The organism is Kribbella sp. NPDC104740 (genome assembly GCF_055583505.1).
This window is the reverse complement of the sequence record NZ_JBVJNV010000001.1, coordinates 2,006,119-2,022,772: the sequence shown is the minus strand read 5'-3', so window position 1 is coordinate 2,022,772 and position 16,654 is coordinate 2,006,119. Positions and strand designations below refer to the sequence as shown.

At 69.2% G+C, this 16,654-nt stretch carries 16 protein-coding genes and 2 tRNA genes; 6 read left to right on the top strand and 12 right to left on the bottom strand.

The genetic code is table 11. From position 1 onward, the window contains the following. Positions 1–81: 81 nt before the first annotated feature. Entirely contained in the window at positions 82–1,482 is a 1,401-nt protein-coding gene (gene tig / locus ACZ6Z4_RS09535) for a trigger factor (protein ID WP_465560473.1), read from the bottom strand. A gap of 75 nt (positions 1,483–1,557) precedes the next feature. Beyond that, positions 1,558–1,630, bottom strand: a tRNA-Pro gene (locus tag ACZ6Z4_RS09530). 144 nt (positions 1,631–1,774) lie between these two features. On the opposite strand from ACZ6Z4_RS09530, the gene ACZ6Z4_RS09525 reads away from it, so the two are divergent. Beyond that, positions 1,775–1,845 (top strand) — tRNA-Gly (locus tag ACZ6Z4_RS09525). 45 nt (positions 1,846–1,890) lie between these two features. Here the strand turns inward: ACZ6Z4_RS09525 and ACZ6Z4_RS09520 are convergent. From ACZ6Z4_RS09520 to ACZ6Z4_RS09505, 4 genes are read right to left on the bottom strand one after another with little or no spacing between them, the layout of a single operon-like run. Then, a complete protein-coding gene (locus ACZ6Z4_RS09520) occupies positions 1,891–2,220 on the bottom strand; it encodes a hypothetical protein (RefSeq protein ID WP_465560470.1) in 330 nt (109 codons plus the stop codon). A gap of 31 nt (positions 2,221–2,251) precedes the next feature. Next, the gene (locus tag ACZ6Z4_RS09515; protein ID WP_465560466.1) at positions 2,252–2,608 is read right to left on the bottom strand and encodes a DUF2750 domain-containing protein; all 357 of its coding nucleotides are present in this window, start codon (positions 2,606–2,608) and stop codon (positions 2,252–2,254) included. A gap of 18 nt (positions 2,609–2,626) precedes the next feature. Further along, complete coding sequence (locus ACZ6Z4_RS09510) at positions 2,627–3,130, bottom strand: NUDIX hydrolase (protein ID WP_465560463.1); 504 nt, start codon at positions 3,128–3,130, stop codon at positions 2,627–2,629. Between the two features lie 4 nt (positions 3,131–3,134). Then, the gene (locus ACZ6Z4_RS09505; protein WP_465560460.1) at positions 3,135–3,428 is read right to left on the bottom strand and encodes a hypothetical protein; all 294 of its coding nucleotides are present in this window, start codon (positions 3,426–3,428) and stop codon (positions 3,135–3,137) included. A 59-nt stretch (positions 3,429–3,487) separates the two neighbouring features. On the opposite strand from ACZ6Z4_RS09505, the gene ACZ6Z4_RS09500 reads away from it, so the two are divergent. Next, the gene (locus ACZ6Z4_RS09500) at positions 3,488–3,790 is read left to right on the top strand and encodes a hypothetical protein (protein WP_465560457.1); all 303 of its coding nucleotides are present in this window, start codon (positions 3,488–3,490) and stop codon (positions 3,788–3,790) included. Here the strand turns inward: ACZ6Z4_RS09500 and ACZ6Z4_RS09495 are convergent. From ACZ6Z4_RS09495 to ACZ6Z4_RS09475, 5 genes are read right to left on the bottom strand one after another with little or no spacing between them, the layout of a single operon-like run. Further along, positions 3,787–4,248: an NUDIX hydrolase gene (locus ACZ6Z4_RS09495; protein ID WP_465560451.1), complete on the bottom strand. Its 462-nt coding sequence runs from the start codon at positions 4,246–4,248 to the stop codon at positions 3,787–3,789. The two genes, ACZ6Z4_RS09500 and ACZ6Z4_RS09495, sit on opposite strands and share 4 nt — an antisense overlap. A gap of 19 nt (positions 4,249–4,267) precedes the next feature. Next, a complete protein-coding gene (locus ACZ6Z4_RS09490) occupies positions 4,268–4,483 on the bottom strand; it encodes a hypothetical protein (RefSeq protein WP_465560448.1) in 216 nt (71 codons plus the stop codon). Further along, on the bottom strand, positions 4,480–5,157 hold the full coding sequence (locus tag ACZ6Z4_RS09485; protein WP_465560445.1) for a GNAT family N-acetyltransferase: 678 nt from the start codon (positions 5,155–5,157) through the stop codon (positions 4,480–4,482). Before ACZ6Z4_RS09485 ends, ACZ6Z4_RS09490 begins: the two co-directional genes overlap by 4 nt. A gap of 36 nt (positions 5,158–5,193) precedes the next feature. Beyond that, the gene (locus ACZ6Z4_RS09480) at positions 5,194–6,969 is read right to left on the bottom strand and encodes a vWA domain-containing protein (protein ID WP_465560440.1); all 1,776 of its coding nucleotides are present in this window, start codon (positions 6,967–6,969) and stop codon (positions 5,194–5,196) included. 3 nt (positions 6,970–6,972) lie between these two features. Next, the gene (locus ACZ6Z4_RS09475) at positions 6,973–8,034 is read right to left on the bottom strand and encodes an AAA family ATPase (RefSeq protein WP_465560436.1); all 1,062 of its coding nucleotides are present in this window, start codon (positions 8,032–8,034) and stop codon (positions 6,973–6,975) included. 324 nt (positions 8,035–8,358) lie between these two features. On the opposite strand from ACZ6Z4_RS09475, the gene ACZ6Z4_RS09470 reads away from it, so the two are divergent. The 3 genes from ACZ6Z4_RS09470 to ACZ6Z4_RS09460 all read left to right on the top strand — a co-directional run bounded on the left by ACZ6Z4_RS09470 (position 8,359) and on the right by ACZ6Z4_RS09460 (position 14,875). Continuing rightward, entirely contained in the window at positions 8,359–11,001 is a 2,643-nt protein-coding gene (locus ACZ6Z4_RS09470; RefSeq protein ID WP_465560432.1) for a hypothetical protein, read from the top strand. 320 nt (positions 11,002–11,321) lie between these two features. Continuing rightward, a complete protein-coding gene (locus tag ACZ6Z4_RS09465) occupies positions 11,322–12,986 on the top strand; it encodes an ABC transporter ATP-binding protein (protein WP_465560429.1) in 1,665 nt (554 codons plus the stop codon). Beyond that, positions 12,983–14,875, top strand: a complete 1,893-nt coding sequence (locus ACZ6Z4_RS09460) for an ABC transporter ATP-binding protein (protein ID WP_465560426.1) — start codon at positions 12,983–12,985, stop codon at positions 14,873–14,875. The genes ACZ6Z4_RS09465 and ACZ6Z4_RS09460 overlap by 4 nt, the downstream gene beginning before the upstream one ends. A gap of 460 nt (positions 14,876–15,335) precedes the next feature. On the opposite strand, the gene ACZ6Z4_RS09455 is transcribed toward ACZ6Z4_RS09460, so the two are convergent. Beyond that, positions 15,336–16,280 carry a Gfo/Idh/MocA family protein gene (locus tag ACZ6Z4_RS09455; protein WP_465560421.1) on the bottom strand — a complete coding sequence of 315 codons (945 nt, stop codon included), beginning with the start codon at positions 16,278–16,280 and terminating at the stop codon, positions 15,336–15,338. Positions 16,281–16,341: 61 nt separating this feature from the next. Between ACZ6Z4_RS09455 and ACZ6Z4_RS09450 the strand changes: the two genes are divergently transcribed. Further along, complete coding sequence (locus tag ACZ6Z4_RS09450; RefSeq protein ID WP_465560418.1) at positions 16,342–16,476, top strand: hypothetical protein; 135 nt, start codon at positions 16,342–16,344, stop codon at positions 16,474–16,476. The last annotated feature ends 178 nt before the right edge of the window (positions 16,477–16,654 follow it).

Below are 16,654 nucleotides of genomic sequence, written 5' to 3'. Positions count from 1 at the left end.
AGAGTCGGCTGCTCCTGCTGCAACACACGCGAACGCCCCGGACCCGCAGTGGGGTCCGGGGCGTTCAGCGGTACGGCGTACTCAGGCCTTCGCGGGCTCCTCGGCCGGGGTCTCCTCGGCCGTCTCGGCGTCGGCGGTCTCCGCCTCGGCCTCGGCGTACGAGCCGTCCGGGAGCAGGGTCTTCAGCTCGACCTCGTTGCCGGAGGCGTCCGTGACCTTGGCGTTCTCGACCAGGTGCGCGAGCGCCTTGCCTCGGACGACCTCGGAGACCAGGCTCGGGACCAGGTTGTTCTCGACCGCGTGCTGGGCGAACTGGTCCGGGCTGACGCCGGAACGCTGCGCGTGCCGGACGATGTGCTCGGTCAGCTCCTGGTCGTTGACGTTCAGGCCCTGCTGCTCGGCGACCAGGTCCAGCACGAACTGGGCCTTGATGGCGTCCTCGGAGCGCTTCTTCAGGTCCTCGTCGAACTCGTCGGAGGTCTGCTCCTCGCCCTCGAGGAACTGCTCGAAGGTCATCCCGGAGTACCCGAGCTGCTGCTCGAGGTTCTCCCGGCGGGCGGCGACCTCGTCGGTCAGCAGACCGTCCGGCACCGGCACCTCGACCAGGGTCAGGATCTTCTCCAGCACGGCGTCCCGCGCGTCGCCGGCCTGCTCGAGGCGCTTGCCCCGCTCCAGCCGGGTCCGGACGTCGGCCTTGAGCTCCTCGGCGGTGTCGAACTCCGACGCGGTCTGCGCGAAGTCGTCGTCGAACTCCGGCAGCTCCTGCTCCTTCACCGCGGTCACGGTGACGGCCACGTCGACGTCCTCGCCCTTGAGCGCGCCGCCGACCAGCTGGGTGACGAAGGTCTTCGACTCGCCGGCGTTCAGGCCGAGCACCGCGTCGTCGAGGCCGTCCAGCAGCTGACCGCTGCCGACCTGGTACGACAGGCCGGTCGCCTGCGCCTCCTCGATCTTCTCGCCGTCCTTGGTGGCCGACAGGTCGAGGGTGATGTAGTCCTTGTCGGCGACCGCGCGCTCGACCGGGTTCAGCGAACCGAACCGCTGGCGCAGCGACTCGATCTGCTCGTCGATCTCCTCGTCGGAGATCGCGATGTCCTCGACGGAGGCCTCGAGACCGGTCAGGTCCGGCAGCTCGATCTCCGGGCGGACCTCGACCTCGGCGGAGAACTGCAGGCTCTCCTTGTCGTTGAACTCGGTCACGTCGACCTCGGGCCGGCCGATCGCCTTGACCTGGTTGTCCTGGACGGCCTGCGAGTACAGCTTCGGCAGCGCGTCGTTGATCGCCTCCTCGAGCACCGGCCCGCGGCCGACCCGCTGGTCGATGACCTGCGGCGGGATCTTGCCCTTGCGGAAGCCCGGGACGACGATCTGCTGACCGATGCTCTTGTACGCCGCGTCGAGGCTCGGCTTGAGCTCCTCGAACGGCACCTCGACGATGAGCTTGACCTTGGTCGGGCTCAAGGACTCGACGGTGCTCTTCACGGTGGCGGTTCTCCTTGGTCGATGACGATCGCGGCACGCCCGGACAGGCCGCACCGCAGGTGCTGCAGGGGTTTGTCGGGGCGACAGGACTCGAACCTGCGGTCTCCTGCTCCCAAAGCAGGCGCGCTAGCCACTACGCTACGCCCCGCAGTGACCGAACGAGTCTAGTGGACGCGGAGGCATGCTCGCGCCCCTACCCCTGTTCCGAGGCTACCGACCGCGATCAACAACCCATTTTGAGCCGCCCACGAGGATGTGGAATCATGTGCAGCGCACCCGGAAACGGGCGCACGCGGGTGTAGCTCAATGGTAGAGCCCCAGTCTTCCAAACTGACTACGCGAGTTCGATTCTCGTCACCCGCTCAGCCCAGAGGGCCCGGTTCCTGCGAACCGGGCCCTCTGCTGTTCTCAGGCCGGATCGATGATCAGCATGTGGGCCGGAGGCAGCTCGGCCGGGACGGGGTCGCCGGTGCACATCCACTCGATACCGCCGAGCGCTTCGGGCTCACCCACGGTGTAGAGGAACATCCCGTCCACCGAGCCCCGGACACCGGCGTTCACCCGCACGGTCATCCCCTCGCCCTGCCCGAAGTCCACGGAGGGGCAGCCGCAGCCACATCCCCCGACCACGAGCACCTCGGCGGCCTGCCTCCGCAGCCGGTCGACTCCCGGGAAGTCGACGGTCAGCAGCGCGTCCAGCACTTCGCGCTCACGCACACTCAAGGCCCGGGGCTCCATCGTGCTCGTCCTCCTCGGATCTCAGCGACGCTCAGGACGTCTGTACGGCGTCCAGGCGGGCGAGGACCTCGTCAGGCGTGAAGTCGTAGCCCGTCGCGCGGGGGCCGGTCCAGTTGATGCCGACGAGGAACCCGTCTCGCCGCAGCCCGGGTAGCCAACGGGCGCGCCAGCCTGCGAGGTCGAGCTCGTCGGGCGTGAAACCGGCGTACGCCGGGACGTTCGCGATCAGCCGCCGCACCCGCGCCTCGCTCGACCAGAACGGCGCCGACCTCCGCCCGTCGGCGTCCATGGGCGCTGGATATCCGCCGTCGTCACGCACGGTCCACAGCCGGCCGGTCGCGGCGACCTCCCTGAAGAAGGCAGCGGCTTGAGAAGCGCTCTGGGACATGCGTCCATCCTCCGGCATCTACGCGAGCGGCAGCCACCGGCGGTCGCTGCACCGGGCCTGGATCTCCGCGGGGGTCAGCCAGGCGGCCTCCGAGCACTCGGAGTCAGGCTCGGGAGTGGTGGGGCGGCCGAGTTCTGTGAGGTGGGTGGTGAAGTAGGCGAGATAGCCGATTGGGTGCGGGTAGCGGAAGCCCTCGGGCTTCGGGCCGGCGAGGGTGATCCGGTTCCAGCCGAGGACGGTGAGGTCGGTCTCGGCAGCGCGCCATCCGGTCTCCTCCCGCAGCTCGCGTACGGCGGTCTGCTGCAGGGTCTCCCCCGGTTCGACGTGCCCACCCGGCAGATCCCAGCCCCCACGAGCCGGCAACTCGGCGTACCGCAGCAGCAGCCGCCCCAGGCTGTCGAACACGAGCACGAACGCCGAGCTCACCAACTCGTACGCCGGCAGCTCGTCGGAGAGAAACAGCTCGCTGCGATGCAGCAGCCCCAGATCAGGCAGCGTGCCGGACCAGAGGAGTTGAGTCATCCCCTCATCCAGCCGAGGCGACGCCGGCGCCGGCATCGGCGTCCAGGTCCCCGTCGCTGTCCTCCGCCTCATCCTCGTCCTCGTCCTCGTCCGAGAAGACGATCGTGAAGACTCCACGGGTGACGCCATCGGACTCGAGGACAGCCTCGAACCCGATCGTGAGCATGTCCTCCATGCTGATCGGCTCGTGCTCGGCCAACGCCCTCCCGACGTGCTGGAACAGCGCGGTCAGCGACTGATCCTCATCAGCGGTCGGAAGACCGATCGAGAACGACTTGCACGGATATCCCAGGGTCATCCGTGGATGGTTCCACAAACCAGGCGCGCGGCGGCGGCACGAGGTCATACGCTGCCGCCATGTTGGTGGTGGAAGTGTGGCCGCGGTTGACCGGCCAGCTGCGGGATGCGCTGGTTCGCGACGGGGAGCTGGAGCTGGCGGCGCAGGTGGACGGACTCCGGATGGTGCAGGCCTGCGGGTGCGGCGACGACTTCTGCCAGAGCTTCTACACCGCGCCGCCGATGGACGGCGGAATCCCCAGAGAGCGGCATCGGAACTGGTACCCCGACGACTCCCCCGGCTGGGACGGCGAGCTGATCCTCGACGTCGTCGACAGCCAGATCGTCTTCGTGGAGGTGCTCGACCGAGAGCCCCTCGACTAGTACGACCAGCTGTCGTCACTGAGGTCGAAGGACCACTCGGTGCGCGCCGCTTCGGTCAGGTACGCGACCGCAGGCGCGCTGAGCGGCGGGTACGGAACAGCGCTCAACTGCGCAACCGCCTCAGCAATCGAGAACCACCGAACCTCCAGCACCGACCCATCAGGATCGTCCGGCGCAAAGCCCGGGTCACTGACCTCAGCCGTGTAGTTGAAGGACCGGTTGACCAACACCCCGTCGTGGCTAACGACAGTGCTCCACACCTGCGCGAGCGCCGATGCAGCGACCTGCAGCCCCGTCTCCTCCCGCAACTCCCGAACAGCAGCGCTCACCGGGTCCTCACCAGCCTCCACAGCCCCACTAGGCAGATTCCAGTGCTCCCGCTCCCACGTCGGATACTGCTCACGCACCAGCGCCACCCGATCGCCGTACCGCGCCACAACCCCCACGTACTCCCGCATCCCGCGACCCTACGACCCCTCAGGTCCGCAACCGCAGCGAACTCAACGCCGCGTACTGCGCATCAGTAAGCCGTACGACGATCACCCGAGCCTCATCAGCCAGCGACACGATCTCCTCGTACGACGAGTTCCGAACCGTCGCGTCGTACGCGTACGGCGCGAACGCCGGCCACAGCTCCATCCGGCACACAGCGACCTCGTCCACCCCATCGGTGTCGACGACGTACCGCTTCACGCGTCCCCCTTCAGCACGAACCAGTAGTTCACCGTCGGCCCTTGCTCAGCGAGCCCACCCCCGAGCGAGTCGTACAGGGCACGCGCAGGCGCGTTGTCGGCGCCAGTGGTGAGGAACATCCTGGTCGCACCCGCCGCAACCCCGCCGGCCATGAACGCGCGAACGAGGTCGCGGCCAACACCCAATCGCCGGTGGGGCTCAGCAACCGCAAGCTGGTGCACGTAGAGCATCGACGCACCATCAGGACGCGGCAGGTGATACCCCCAGCACCACCCAACGACCTCACCCAAACCAGTCACGGCCACGAACGCCAGCGACGTGGAGCTGCGCTGGTAGGTCTCAACCGACGCCCGCCCCAGGAACAGCTCCGCCGCCATCCTGAGCTGCTCATTGCTAGCAGCAACGATCTCGACCAGCTCGCCAACAGCGACCCGGAACTCGCTCAGACCGTCCGCAGTCGCGACGCCCTGCGGCGACTCAGTACTGACGACCACCTCGTCACCGTCGGCCCGGACCAGCTCGCATGCGACCGAAACACCCACCGGCAACTCCGCACCAGGTGTCAGCGCACCACCGAAGATCGAGACCTTGTCCACCAGCAGCCGCCGCAAACCAGCAGCATCGGTGAACGCAACCTCGACCACCCCAGGGAACGCCTCGTCAACCCACCGCACAGCCTCACACCGCAGCAACACGCGAGTCAGTCTCCTCTACTGGATCCGAAACACCGGCCCCCGCGCAGTGAACGGCAGCGTCGCCCCCGACGGGATCAGATACGCATGCTCACGCCGCACCCGCAGCGTGTCGCAGTCGGCGTCCGTGATGATCAGCACCGGCGCCTCCCGTGGGAAGTCGTCTACATGGTCCAACAGGTTCAGCGCAGGCTGCAGCACCGTGCCACCGCGACCACGCAGCTGCACACGCCCAGCGATCTCGTCCACCGGCACGTACCCAGCGTCGTACGGCGCCGCATCGCAATAGACCACCCGAGCAGCCGGCACGTCCCGCGCATGCGAGTACGACGCGATCGCCCCCAGCGCCTTGCCGAGCAGCCGGTGGTCCATCGACGCCGACGTGTCCAGCACCACCCCGTACGTCGGCAGCAGCTCCGGGCGCTCCGGCCGGACCCAACCAGGGCGCGGGATGTCCGGCGTACTGGCCTGGCGGCGCGAAGCCCGAGCGTAGGACCGAGTCGGCACAACCGACGGCACATGCTCCTCGAACCAGCGGGCAAGCTGCGCGTCCCACTCCAGTGGCGGGTGCTCCAGCGCCCGGATCTCCTCCACCAGACCGGCAGGCAGCAGCCCGCGTGACTCGTCGTGGTAGGCCAGGCCCGTGCTCAGTGCTCGCCGGTAGATGTCATCGAGCCCAGCAGCCCGCTGCCCCTCGCCAGGATGCGGCAGGGGCTGGCCGAGCACATCGCCCAGCCCGACACCCCGGAGCGTCGCCAGCTTGCGGTAGCGGCGCAGGTCGCGCGCGATGCGGTCGTAGACCTCTTCCGCGGACAGGCCCTTGAGCTCCGGGTCGTACAGCGCGCCCTCCGGCATCGTGCCGACGCCCATCTCCAGCAGCCAGCCGTTGATGACCAGGTCGGCGGCGACGTTCCACAGATACGGATCGCGACCGCCGACGCGTTCGCCGTGACGCAGTGCGGCGTGCAGCATCTCGTGCGCCATCACGAACCGCCACTCCCCTGGCGTCAGCCCGGCCAGGGGGTTCACGTAGATCTCCCCCGCGACTGCACTCACCGCAGCCACCCGAATGTCCCAGTTGCGCGCCAGCTCCATTTCAGCGACGACAGTCATCGACGCAGCGAGCGCACCCATCAGCGGGTACGACGAAACGAACCACCCCAGTGCAGCCGTCCAGTCGTCCACCCGGCCCTTGGAGTCGGACAGCGACGACCGTACGCCGCCCGCAACGTCCACTGCCGCAGTCGCTGCAGCCGACAGGCCAACAGCGAAGCGAGCAGGCCAGTCAGGCGGCTTGCCCCACCCGGTCCAGGCCGAGTTGGTGACGTCAGCCTCGCCACCGTTGACTCCACACCGCGTGTGCTCGTCCGGTACGCCGCTGGAGCGCCACAGGCGAGCCAGCGCGTCCTCATCGGTCGAAGGCAGCGCAACCGGCAGGTCGACGACCGGGCGACCGAGCTTGAGCGCCTGCAGGAAGCGGTTCACCGCCACGTCGTACGCCGCGGACGCCGCGCGGTCCGGAGCCTGCCGGTCCGGCGAGGCGTGCCCGAGCCCCAGGTGGATCAGCAGGTGCGCGAAGACCCACGCCCACTCGTCGGCGGTCGCCCGTCGCGTCTGGTGGACGAGGATCTCGCGAGCGCTCCCGATTCGCGCCCAGCCGTCGGTGGCGACCGTGTCGCTCCGACGCGGCGGCTGACCGGCCAGCGCGGCGAACAGCGGGTGCTCCGAGACCCGCTGCCAGCCGGCGTGGATCGCCTCCAGCGCTGGATCCTTGCGGGGTGGACGCCGGGGCATCGGTCAGTTCCGCGCCGCGACCAGGCGCGGCAGGTCGCGGGTGACCTCGACCAGGAACCAGGTCGGCAGCACCGCGCGACCGTCCTCGTCAGACGCGATCACGACCTGCGCGATTTCCAGCGAGATCTCCGCCAGCTCGACCAGCAGCGCCTTGCCGCGGTGCGCGAGCTGACGCGACGCCGCGCTGCCGCCGGTCTTGTCCGCGGGCAGCTCCTTCACGAGCCGGGCCCTGAACGTCTCGGCCAGGAAGTACAGCAGATCGCGATCACCCGGAGCGCTCGGCCAGCCGACCTCGCCCTTGAGCACCGCCTCGAGCCCGAACGCGTTGCGGACCGTCTTCACGAACGCACGGAACCCGGACGCGTGCGCGGCCGTGACGGTGCCGAAGGCCAGGACGCGCAGCATCTCGTCGTCGATGTCGTCGCCGTACGAGTGCAGCGCGTCGGACAGCATGTGCCAGCTGCGCGGCGAGGAGAACGGCTCCTCGGTCTTCGGCGGCGCGGTCCACAAGTGATCGGGGCGGTTGCGCAGGTAGTCGAGGATCCACGGGTGGATCCCGGCGCCGCCGGCCCAGGTCAGCCAGTCGCTCGCCGAGGCACGCAGGTGGACGTGCACCAGGCGGTTCAGCAGCGCGGACGCCATCGGGCGGGCCAGCGCGTTGTCGGTGGCCCGGTTGCCGGCGCCGATCACGACCGATCCCTCGGGCAGCTCGTACTCGCCGATCCGGCGGTCCAGGATCAGCGAGTAGAACGCCTTCTGCACCTCCGGCGAGGACGCGTTCAGCTCGTCCAGGAACAGGCAGTACGGCGTCTCCCGCGCGATGCTCATCGGCGGAGCGAAGCGGCTCCGGCCGTCGACGATCTGCGGTACGCCGATCAGGTCCTCCGGCGCGAGCTGGGTCCCGAGCAACGTGACGCACTCCAGGCCGAGCGAGTCCGCGAACGCGCGCACCAAGCTGGACTTGCCGATCCCGGGCGCTCCCCACAGGAAGACCGGGCGGACGACGGCGACGTGCAGCAACACCTCGGGCAACTGCTTCGGCGTCACGGTGACTGCAGCCTGCATCGGGTCCTTTCTCGCGGTTCGGGATTCGAGGGTCCCGCAGCCTGCACAGCCTTGTCACCGGGTTTTCCACAGCGGACAACGAGCACGCAGCGTCACCGCATTCCGACTGCATACTTCCTTTGCTCGTCGAAAACGACTAGCGTGCCGAACTTCGTGAGGGGGCTTGGAGTGAACAGGAATCGACTGGTCGCGGCCGGGATTGCACTGGTTCTGCTGCCGTTGGGCGCCGGGCGAGCGACGGCGGCGGAGCCGCCACCGCATCTCGGCGAGGGGCAGGCTGTCGGAAACCGGGTGGTGGCCGATCCGCCGTACAGGCTACGAGCGGTGACGAGTCGGTACTACGTGACCTCGTACGCCCAACCGGACGACCTGTCACCCGAGCCCTGGGAGATCCAGCGCACGACCGACGGGACGACAGCGCGCACGGTCGAGAGATCGGCGACGCAACTGGATCAGGCGCCGACGCTGCTCGGGCAGTATGCCGTCCAAGTCGGCGCGGGCGTGGTCAGTTTCCGCGATCTGGGGACGGACGCGACGAGCCAGGTGAGCGTGCCCGACGGAGCTGTGTACGAGGGGGTCTATCCCGGCGGCGTGCTGCTGCGCCGCGGGTCGACGATCTCGTTACGGGCGATCGGGAACACCGAGAAGACCGTCACCAACGCGGCCGGCGATCCGACGATCCTGGACAGCGACGACTCCTCGCTGCTGCTCGGGATGTCCGGGCGGCTTGCGATCGTCGACCTCGCGACCGGTGCGGGGACCGCCGTCACAACGCTGCCCGCGAATCCAACATGGGCGCAGCTCACGCCGAACCGAGTGCTGTGGCAGACCGCCGCGACAGACACGACCCGGTCATTGGCTTGGAAACAACGCACGTCGGCAACGACCGGCACGATCCAGGTCCCGTACGGCGAGCCGATCCTGCCGCTCGGCGACGACGTCGCCGTCCGGATCGGGTCGGAGCTGGTGAAGGTCACCGGCGCGGGGACAGTCACCCGCCCGTTCGTCACCGGTGTGCACGATGCCGCGGACCTCACCACCGGCCGGCTGCTCGTCAGCGCGCAGAGCAAGGTCGCGTCGGTCGGTGCGGACGGGGTGCTCCAGACCGTCAAGGCGACTCCCGCGTTCAACGCCCAGGTGCAGTACGTCGGTCTGTCGGGCTCCCGCGTGGTCGTCTCAGACCAGCAGCCTGCACACACGCTGTACGAGACGAGCAACAACGGCACGGCTTGGATGGCGACCGGTGGCAGCAGTTCCGGCAAGCCGTTCCAGCTCGAAGGGTCGAGCCTGCTCACCTTCGACGGGACACAGGCGCACGTCGGCGAGCTGAGCTTCCCCGCGGCCGACGATGTCGTGCTCGGCAAGGGCGGCAAGCTCGGCGCGCACAACGGCGAGATCTACGACGTCGCGACGAAGGCGAAGGTCCTCGACCTGCAACCGCCGTTCGCGCTCGTGGGCAGCACCGCGTGGAAGGTCACCGAGCCCGGCGTACTGCGAGGTCAGGACGTCACCGCGGGGACCAGCAAGACGATCACGGTCGCCAGCGGGTGCATGGTCGGCCCGAACGCGGCGAACGGCCGCTGGGCCCTGCTCACCGGGTGTGCCGGCGGCAACCAGGTCGTCGACATCTCCGGTCCGGAGGCTCCGCGGAGTCTCACCGTCCCCGCCGACGCCCAGCTCGGCAACGGCTTCGTCGCCCAGCTCGTCGACGGCGAGAACACAGGGGGCGGCGCTCCCGCATCGGCCGTCGGTGCAACGAACGCTGCAGTGGCCGCGGCCGGCGCCAAGGATCTGCTCGTCACCGATCTGAACGACCCCGCGCTCGGGCAGCGGCGGTACGGGCCGGTGCTCGGGCAGTTGCACCCGGCAACGTTCCGGGCCGACGGGTCCGGGCAACCGAAGCTCGTGTACGCCGACCCGACCGCGCGGCCCCGGGTGATCACGCTCGACTGGCTGAAGCCCGATCCGCAGCAGCGCCCCGACCAGACCCCGCCGGTGCTGACCGAGGCCAGTGCCGGGGACCGGATCCGCGACTTCACCACCTCGCGCTTCTACTGGACCTTCCGCGACCCGGCCGACGACCCGCACGAGCCGGCGTCCGGCGTCCTGAGCTACGACCTCCGGATCCAGCAGCGCCCGACCCCGACCTCGCCGTACGGCGCCTGGCGGGAGATCGCCGGGTGGCAGGGCATCAAGATCACCGAGGTCAGCCTGACCGCGAACCCGGGGATCGACACCTGCTGGCAGGTCCGGTCCCGCGACTTCGCGCTCAACCTGAGCGCCTGGAGCGCGTCGTACTGCAGCGAGACCGACGGCACCGCCCCCGTGCACGTGAGCAGCCGGCCGGGTGACCGCGTGATCCTCTCCCCGGCGCAGGCGTACAGCTACCAGTTCACCGACAACCTCGACCCGGTCGCGTACGACGTCGCCTACCGCGGCGCCGCGCCCGGTCAGCCGCTCGGCGCCTGGGTGTACCCGGCGGCCTGGCAGGCGCTGCAGGACACCTCGGTCGCCTGGGGCGCGAACGCCGGCTCCGACCGTTGCTTCCAGGTCCGCGCCAGGGACGTGATCGGGAACGTGTCGGGCTGGTCGCCGCAGACCTGCTCGGTGTACCCGCAGGACGACCGGGCGCTGACCTCGACAGGCTCGGTGACCCGCGGCAGCAGCCCGCTCGCGTTCCTCGGCACCACCTCGACGCTGAACGCGAAGGGCGCCGCGCTGACCAAGACCGGCGAGTCCGGGGTCCGGATCGCGCTCGTCACGCTCAACGGACCCGGTCAGGGCTCGGTCGACGTGTTCCACGCGGGCGTCAAGATCGCCACCGTCTCGCTGGCCGCGACCACCCAGACCCGGAAGGTCACCTACCTGCCGGTCACGGCGTACCGGACCGGCGAAGTACGCGTCGTCTCGACCTCAACCGCCCCGGCAACGGTCGACGGGATCGCATTTCTCCGAGCCAATCCATAACGAACCGTAATGACTGTGAGCCCCGTCACCGCGCAGTACCGGGGCCCGGTCATTGCAGGTAGCAGCAGTTACATCACCGGGGAATGGAATTGCCAGGACAAGCGCTGAGCCCTGGGTGATACTGGAAATCGCGCCGTTTTCCGGTTAGCCAACCCCACTCACTGCCGAGCATGTTGGGAAGTGCGCCCCTCCAGATGCCCTCAGAGCACCCTGCCCAAGCGCCGTCGATCGCACCCCCCTCGAACCGAGCCCCCGCCCGCAGTCACAACCTGTGGCGGCTACGGCCCTACCTCCGCCCCCACCGGCACCGCCTGGCGATCATGTTCTCCACGGCCGTCCTCGGTGTCGGCGTCAGCCTCAGCGTTCCCCTCGTCACCCGGGCCATCATCGACGGTCCGGTCACCCGCCGCGAGCTCAGCCTCCTGGTCCCGCTCGCCCTCCTCGCCCTCGGGCTCAGCATCAGCGAGGTCCTGCTGGTCTGGATGCGCCGCTGGGCCCAGTCCCGGACCGTCAGCGACCTCGAAGCGACCCTGCGCCACGACCTGTACGTCCGGCTGCAGACGCTGCCGATGGAGTTCCACAACCGCTGGCAGAGCGGTCAGTTGCTGTCCCGGGTCACCGTCGACCTGTCGACGATCCGCCGGTTCATGGGCTTCGGCCTGCTGTTCCTGGTCATCAACATCCTGCAACTGGTCGTCGTCACCATCCTGCTGCTGCGGCTGTACTGGCCGCTCGGCGTCGTCGTGCTGGCGGCCGCGGTGCCGATCATCATGGTGTCGCTGAAGTTCGAGAAGAAGTACCTGGCGATCTCACGCCGCGTGCAGGACCAGCAGGGCGACCTGGCCACCTCGATCGAGGAGTCCGCGCTCGGCTTCCGGGTGATCAAGGCCTTCGGCCGGCGCGAGCACGTCAAGGCCCAGTTCGACTCGGGCGCGGTCAAGCTCTACGGCACCTCGGTGGAGAAGGTCCGGCTCGCCTCCCGGTTCTGGACCTTCCTCGAAGTCATCCCGAACCTCACGCTGGTGATCGTGCTGCTGCTCGGCGCGCTCGCCGTCGGCCGGGACGCGATCACCCTGGGCACGCTGGTCGCGTTCATCACGCTGATGCTGTCGCTGATCTGGCCGGTCGAGTCGCTCGGCACCATCCTCGCGATGGCGCAGGAAGCGATGACGTCGGCGGACCGGATCAGCGAGATCCTCGACACGAAGTCGACGATCGAGTCCGGGCCCGAGCACCTCGACAACCCGCAGGGGCACCTGCGGTTCGAGAACGTCAGCTTCCGGTTCTCCCCGGACTCCGCCGACGTGCTGCACGACATCAACCTCGACCTCACCCCCGGGACGACGCTGGCCCTGGTCGGCGCCACCGGGTCGGGCAAGACCACGCTCACCGCACTGATCCCCCGGCTGTACGACGTGACCGGGGGCCGGATCACCATCGACGGGCACGACGTCCGCGACCTCGACCTGCGCTCGCTGCGCAGCGCGGTCGCGTCGGCGTTCGACGACCCGACGCTGTTCTCGATGTCGGTCCGGGAGAACATCACCCTCGGCCGGCCGGACGCCAGCGACGCCGACGTCCAGCAGGCGCTGGAGATCGCCCAGGCGACCTTCGCGAACGACCTGCCCTGGGGGCTGGAGACCCGAGTCGGCGAGCAGGGCATGTCCCTGTCCGGCGGTCAGCGGCAGCGCCTGGCCCTGGCCCGCGCGGTGCTCGCCAAGCCCGCCGTGCTGGTGCTCGACGACACGCTGTCCGCGCTCGACGTGCACACCGAGGCCCTGGTCGAGGAGGCGCTGCGCAACGTGCTCTCCGCGACCACCGGCATCGTCGTCGCGCACCGGGCGTCGACGGTGATGCTCGCCGACCAGGTCGCACTGCTCGAGGACGGCACGATCACCCACGTCGGCACTCACCACGAGCTGCTGGCGACCGTACCGGCGTACCGGCAGCTGCTCGCGGCGGAAGAGGAAGAGGTGCACGCATGAGCACGACGCAACAGGCATCTCAGCCTCAGCCGGATCCCGAGGAGACCCGGAACCCCGAACAGATCATCGACCGCGAGGAATCCTGGCGCGGGTACGCCGAGCAGGGCGACGACGAACTGTCCCGGGCCACCACCGTGCGACTCAAGGAGCAGTCCCGCAAGCTGCTCGGCGAGCTGCTCCGCCCGTACCAGAAGCTGATCTGGCTGCTGGTCGCGATCGTCGTCGTCGAGAACGCGGCCCGGCTCGCCGTGCCGTACCTGGTCCACCTCGGCATCGACAAGGGCATCCCGCCGATCCTGGCCGGTGAGGGCAACACGACCCTGCTGACCGTGGTCGCGGCGGTGCTCGCGTCGGCGCTGATCCAGGCGTTCGCGCGGCAGGTGTTCCTGATGCGGTCCGGCCGGCTCGGCCAGACCATCCTGCTCGGGCTGCGCCGCCGGGTCTTCGACCACTTCCAACGGCTCAGCCCGTCGTTCCACGACCGCTACACCTCGGGCCGGGTGATCTCGCGGCTGACGTCCGACGTGGACGTCATCGACGAGATGCTCGAGACCGGGTTCGACGGTCTCGTGACGGCGCTGCTGACCCTGATCGGTACGGCGGTGCTGCTGCTCACGCTCGATGTGAAGCTCGGCCTGCTCGCGCTGCTGTCGTTCCCCGTGCTGTTCTTCCTGACCACCTGGTTCCGGCGCCGGTCGCAGCTGGTCTACAGGCGCAGCCGCGAAGCCGTCGCGCTGGTCATCGTGCACTTCGTCGAGTCGATGACCGGGATCCGCGCGGTCCAGGCGTTCCGCCGCGAACCGCGCAACGAGGAGATCTTCCACGGGGTCAACGACCGCTACCGGGAAGCGAACCTGGAGTCGTTCCGGATCAACGCGATCTTCATGCCGTCGATCAAGGGCGTCGGCAACATCACCATCGTCGCGATCCTCGCCTACGGCGGCTGGCAGGCCTACCACGGGCACGTCACCGTCGGGGTACTGACGGCGTTCCTGCTCTACCTGCGGCAGTTCTTCGAGCCGCTGCAGGACATCTCGCAGTTCTACAACACGTTCCTGTCCGCGAGCGCCGCGCTGGAGAAGCTGTCCGGCGTGCTCAACGAGTCTCCCGACGTCCCCGAGCCGAAGGACCCGGCCAAGCCGGCCCGCAAGGCGAGCGGACACCTGGAGCTGCGGGACGTGAAGTTCTCGTACGTCGACGGTGTGGCGGTCCTGCCCGGCCTCGACCTCGACGTACCGGCCGGGCAGACCCTCGCCCTGGTCGGTACGACAGGCGCCGGCAAGACGACGATCGCCAAGCTGGTCGCCCGGTTCTACGACCCGACCGGCGGCCAGGTCGTGCTCGACGGCATCGACCTGCGCAAACTCACCGAGGACGACCTGCGCGAGCGGGTGGTGATGGTGACCCAGGAGAACTTCCTGTTCACCGGCACAGTCGCCGACAACATCCGCTTCGGCAAACCGGACGCGACCATGGACGAGATCGTCGAGGCCGCCAAGGTGATCGGTGCGCACGACTTCATCGTGCGGCTGCCGAACGGGTACGAGACAGCGGTCGAGAAGCGTGGCTCGCGGTTGTCGGCCGGTCAGCGACAGCTGGTCGCCTTCGCCCGGGCGTTCCTGGCCGACCCGGCGGTGCTGATCCTGGACGAGGCGACGTCGAGCCTCGACATCCCCAGCGAGCGGCTGATCCAGCGCGCGCTGCGCACGATCCTCGCCGACCGCACGGCGATCGTGATCGCGCACCGGTTGTCCACGGTGGAAACCGCGGACCGGGTGATCGTGCTGGAGCACGGGCGCATCATCGAGGACGGCTCACCGGACTCGCTGATCACGCACGGCGGGCACTACGCGGGTCTGCACCAGGCTTGGGAGGACTCGCTGGCCTGAGGACTCGCTGGCCTGAGCAGGTGAAGGTCGAGGCGCTGGCGCCGGCCTGAGCAGGTGCAGGCCGAGGCGCTGGCGCTGGCCCGAGCAGGTGCAGGCCGAGGCGCTGGCCTGAGCAGGTGCAGGTCGAGGCGCTGGCGCCGGCCCGAACAAGTGAAGGTCGAGACGCTGGCGCCGGCCGGCGAGGTCGTCGTGATGGTCGGACGACGACCTCGCCGCCGGCGGCGCGGTCGAGGCCTGTCTGCGGCTGATCCGGCGCTGCGGGCCGGCGGAGACCGTCGGATGCTCGATGGGCTTGCGGCCAAGGTTGATCGGTGTCGCCGGCGGGCGCCGCCGGGCCCCTGGCCCAGCTGCCGGGGACCTTGCTGAGGCAGGGCGCGAAGGCCGGTTCGCGGCTGAGACTGGTTGTTTCCGGCAGGGCCTCTTCCACCTCGGTGGAAGAGGCCCTGTTCGTTGCGCAGGGCTAGCTGGTGTGCCAGGCCTCGACGGCCTGCTGGACGCGGTACGCCGAGGCGAAGTCGGCGAGGTTCGCCGGATGGTTGCCCCGGACGGCCTCGGCGAACAGCGACAACCGCGAGGCGTCACCGCTTCGCTCCTCCGGCAGGTCGACCCGCTCCCATTCATTGCCATCAGCAACAAACAGGTCGGTCCAGTCGCGCAGCAGGTAGGAGCGCTCGGTCCCGCGCACGATCCACTCGTACGTCGTCGGCCCGGCGACCACACCGCTCACCTGCACGGGGACGTCACCGGCCCGGTACAACCCGAACGCCGCGACCTCGGCGCCGGGACCGCGATGGTCGAGCACCAGGTCGACAGGGGTCAGCGGGCCGATCAGGCGGTCGGTCAGGTAGGCGAAGTGCGAGAACACCTCGCGGATGAATCCACCCTGGGCCCGCTCGCCCAACCAAGCGGCCGAGGCCTGGAACGGCCGGGGCCAGTGCGGAAAGGCCAGCCGGATCTCGACGGCGCGGATCTCACCGGCGGCGCCGAGGACTTCTTCGAGGTGGCGCGTCGCCGGTTGGTCCGACAGCGCGAAGTTGACCGCGGCGGCGGTTCCTGCGCCGGCGGCCGCCTCGACCATCCGATGCCCGTCGGCCAGACTGACCGCGAGCGGCTTCTCGCAGAACACCGCCCGCCCCGCCGCGAAGGCCGCCACGGTGAGGTCCGCGTGGGTGGCGGGCGGGGTGGCGACGTAGAGGGCGTCGATGTCGGCGGCGACGACGACCTCTGAGGGGCTGGCGGTGAAGCGGATCGCCGGGAACTCCCCGGCCCACCGCGCGACCGCCGTCGGGTCAAGGTCGGCGGCGGCGACCACCTCGTAGTCGGGGTGAGACTGAGCGATCTGGAGGACTCGCCCGCCCATCGCTCCGAGACCGACGATTCCCAGGCGTACCGCACGCGTGATCACCTGGTCGAGTCTGCACCCTGAGTGTGTCTCTACGCTTCCCGGATGCGGGACGGCAGATGAGTTGAAGGAACGGTGGATCGCTGAGATCTCGGTGATGGTGCTGCGGACCGGCATGTTCGTGTCGACCGAGAGCGAAGCCGAGGTGCTGTGCGGGCAACTGGTCGAGGACGTGTGCTTCCTGGAGGAGGTTGACTAAGACTTCGTCGACGACGGTCGGCGGGGGTATGGGGTCGAGTGGGGCCCGCTTGCTGAGGCGGCTCGGGCTGGGCTGGGAGATCTGCGGCGGAGTGAGCTCGAGGGCCTGTACGGCGAGCCGAGTCTGGTCGTGGACGGGCGGGTCGGGTGCTACGTGTCGGGTGACGGGTGGTTGTACG

Coding starts and splice junctions, on each gene's coding strand:
- ACZ6Z4_RS09465 (WP_465560429.1), top strand. CDS start 11,322: ATGTTCTCCACGGCCGTCCTCGGTGTCGGCGTCAGCCTCAGCGTTCCC.
- ACZ6Z4_RS09505 (WP_465560460.1), bottom strand. CDS start 3,428: ATGACCCTGGGATATCCGTGCAAGTCGTTCTCGATCGGTCTTCCGACC.
- ACZ6Z4_RS09520 (WP_465560470.1), bottom strand. CDS start 2,220: ATGGAGCCCCGGGCCTTGAGTGTGCGTGAGCGCGAAGTGCTGGACGCG.
- ACZ6Z4_RS09495 (WP_465560451.1), bottom strand. CDS start 4,248: ATGCGGGAGTACGTGGGGGTTGTGGCGCGGTACGGCGATCGGGTGGCG.
- ACZ6Z4_RS09515 (WP_465560466.1), bottom strand. CDS start 2,608: ATGTCCCAGAGCGCTTCTCAAGCCGCTGCCTTCTTCAGGGAGGTCGCC.
- ACZ6Z4_RS09460 (WP_465560426.1), top strand. CDS start 12,983: ATGAGCACGACGCAACAGGCATCTCAGCCTCAGCCGGATCCCGAGGAG.
- ACZ6Z4_RS09475 (WP_465560436.1), bottom strand. CDS start 8,034: ATGCAGGCTGCAGTCACCGTGACGCCGAAGCAGTTGCCCGAGGTGTTG.
- ACZ6Z4_RS09500 (WP_465560457.1), top strand. CDS start 3,488: ATGTTGGTGGTGGAAGTGTGGCCGCGGTTGACCGGCCAGCTGCGGGAT.
- ACZ6Z4_RS09510 (WP_465560463.1), bottom strand. CDS start 3,130: ATGACTCAACTCCTCTGGTCCGGCACGCTGCCTGATCTGGGGCTGCTG.
- ACZ6Z4_RS09480 (WP_465560440.1), bottom strand. CDS start 6,969: ATGCCCCGGCGTCCACCCCGCAAGGATCCAGCGCTGGAGGCGATCCAC.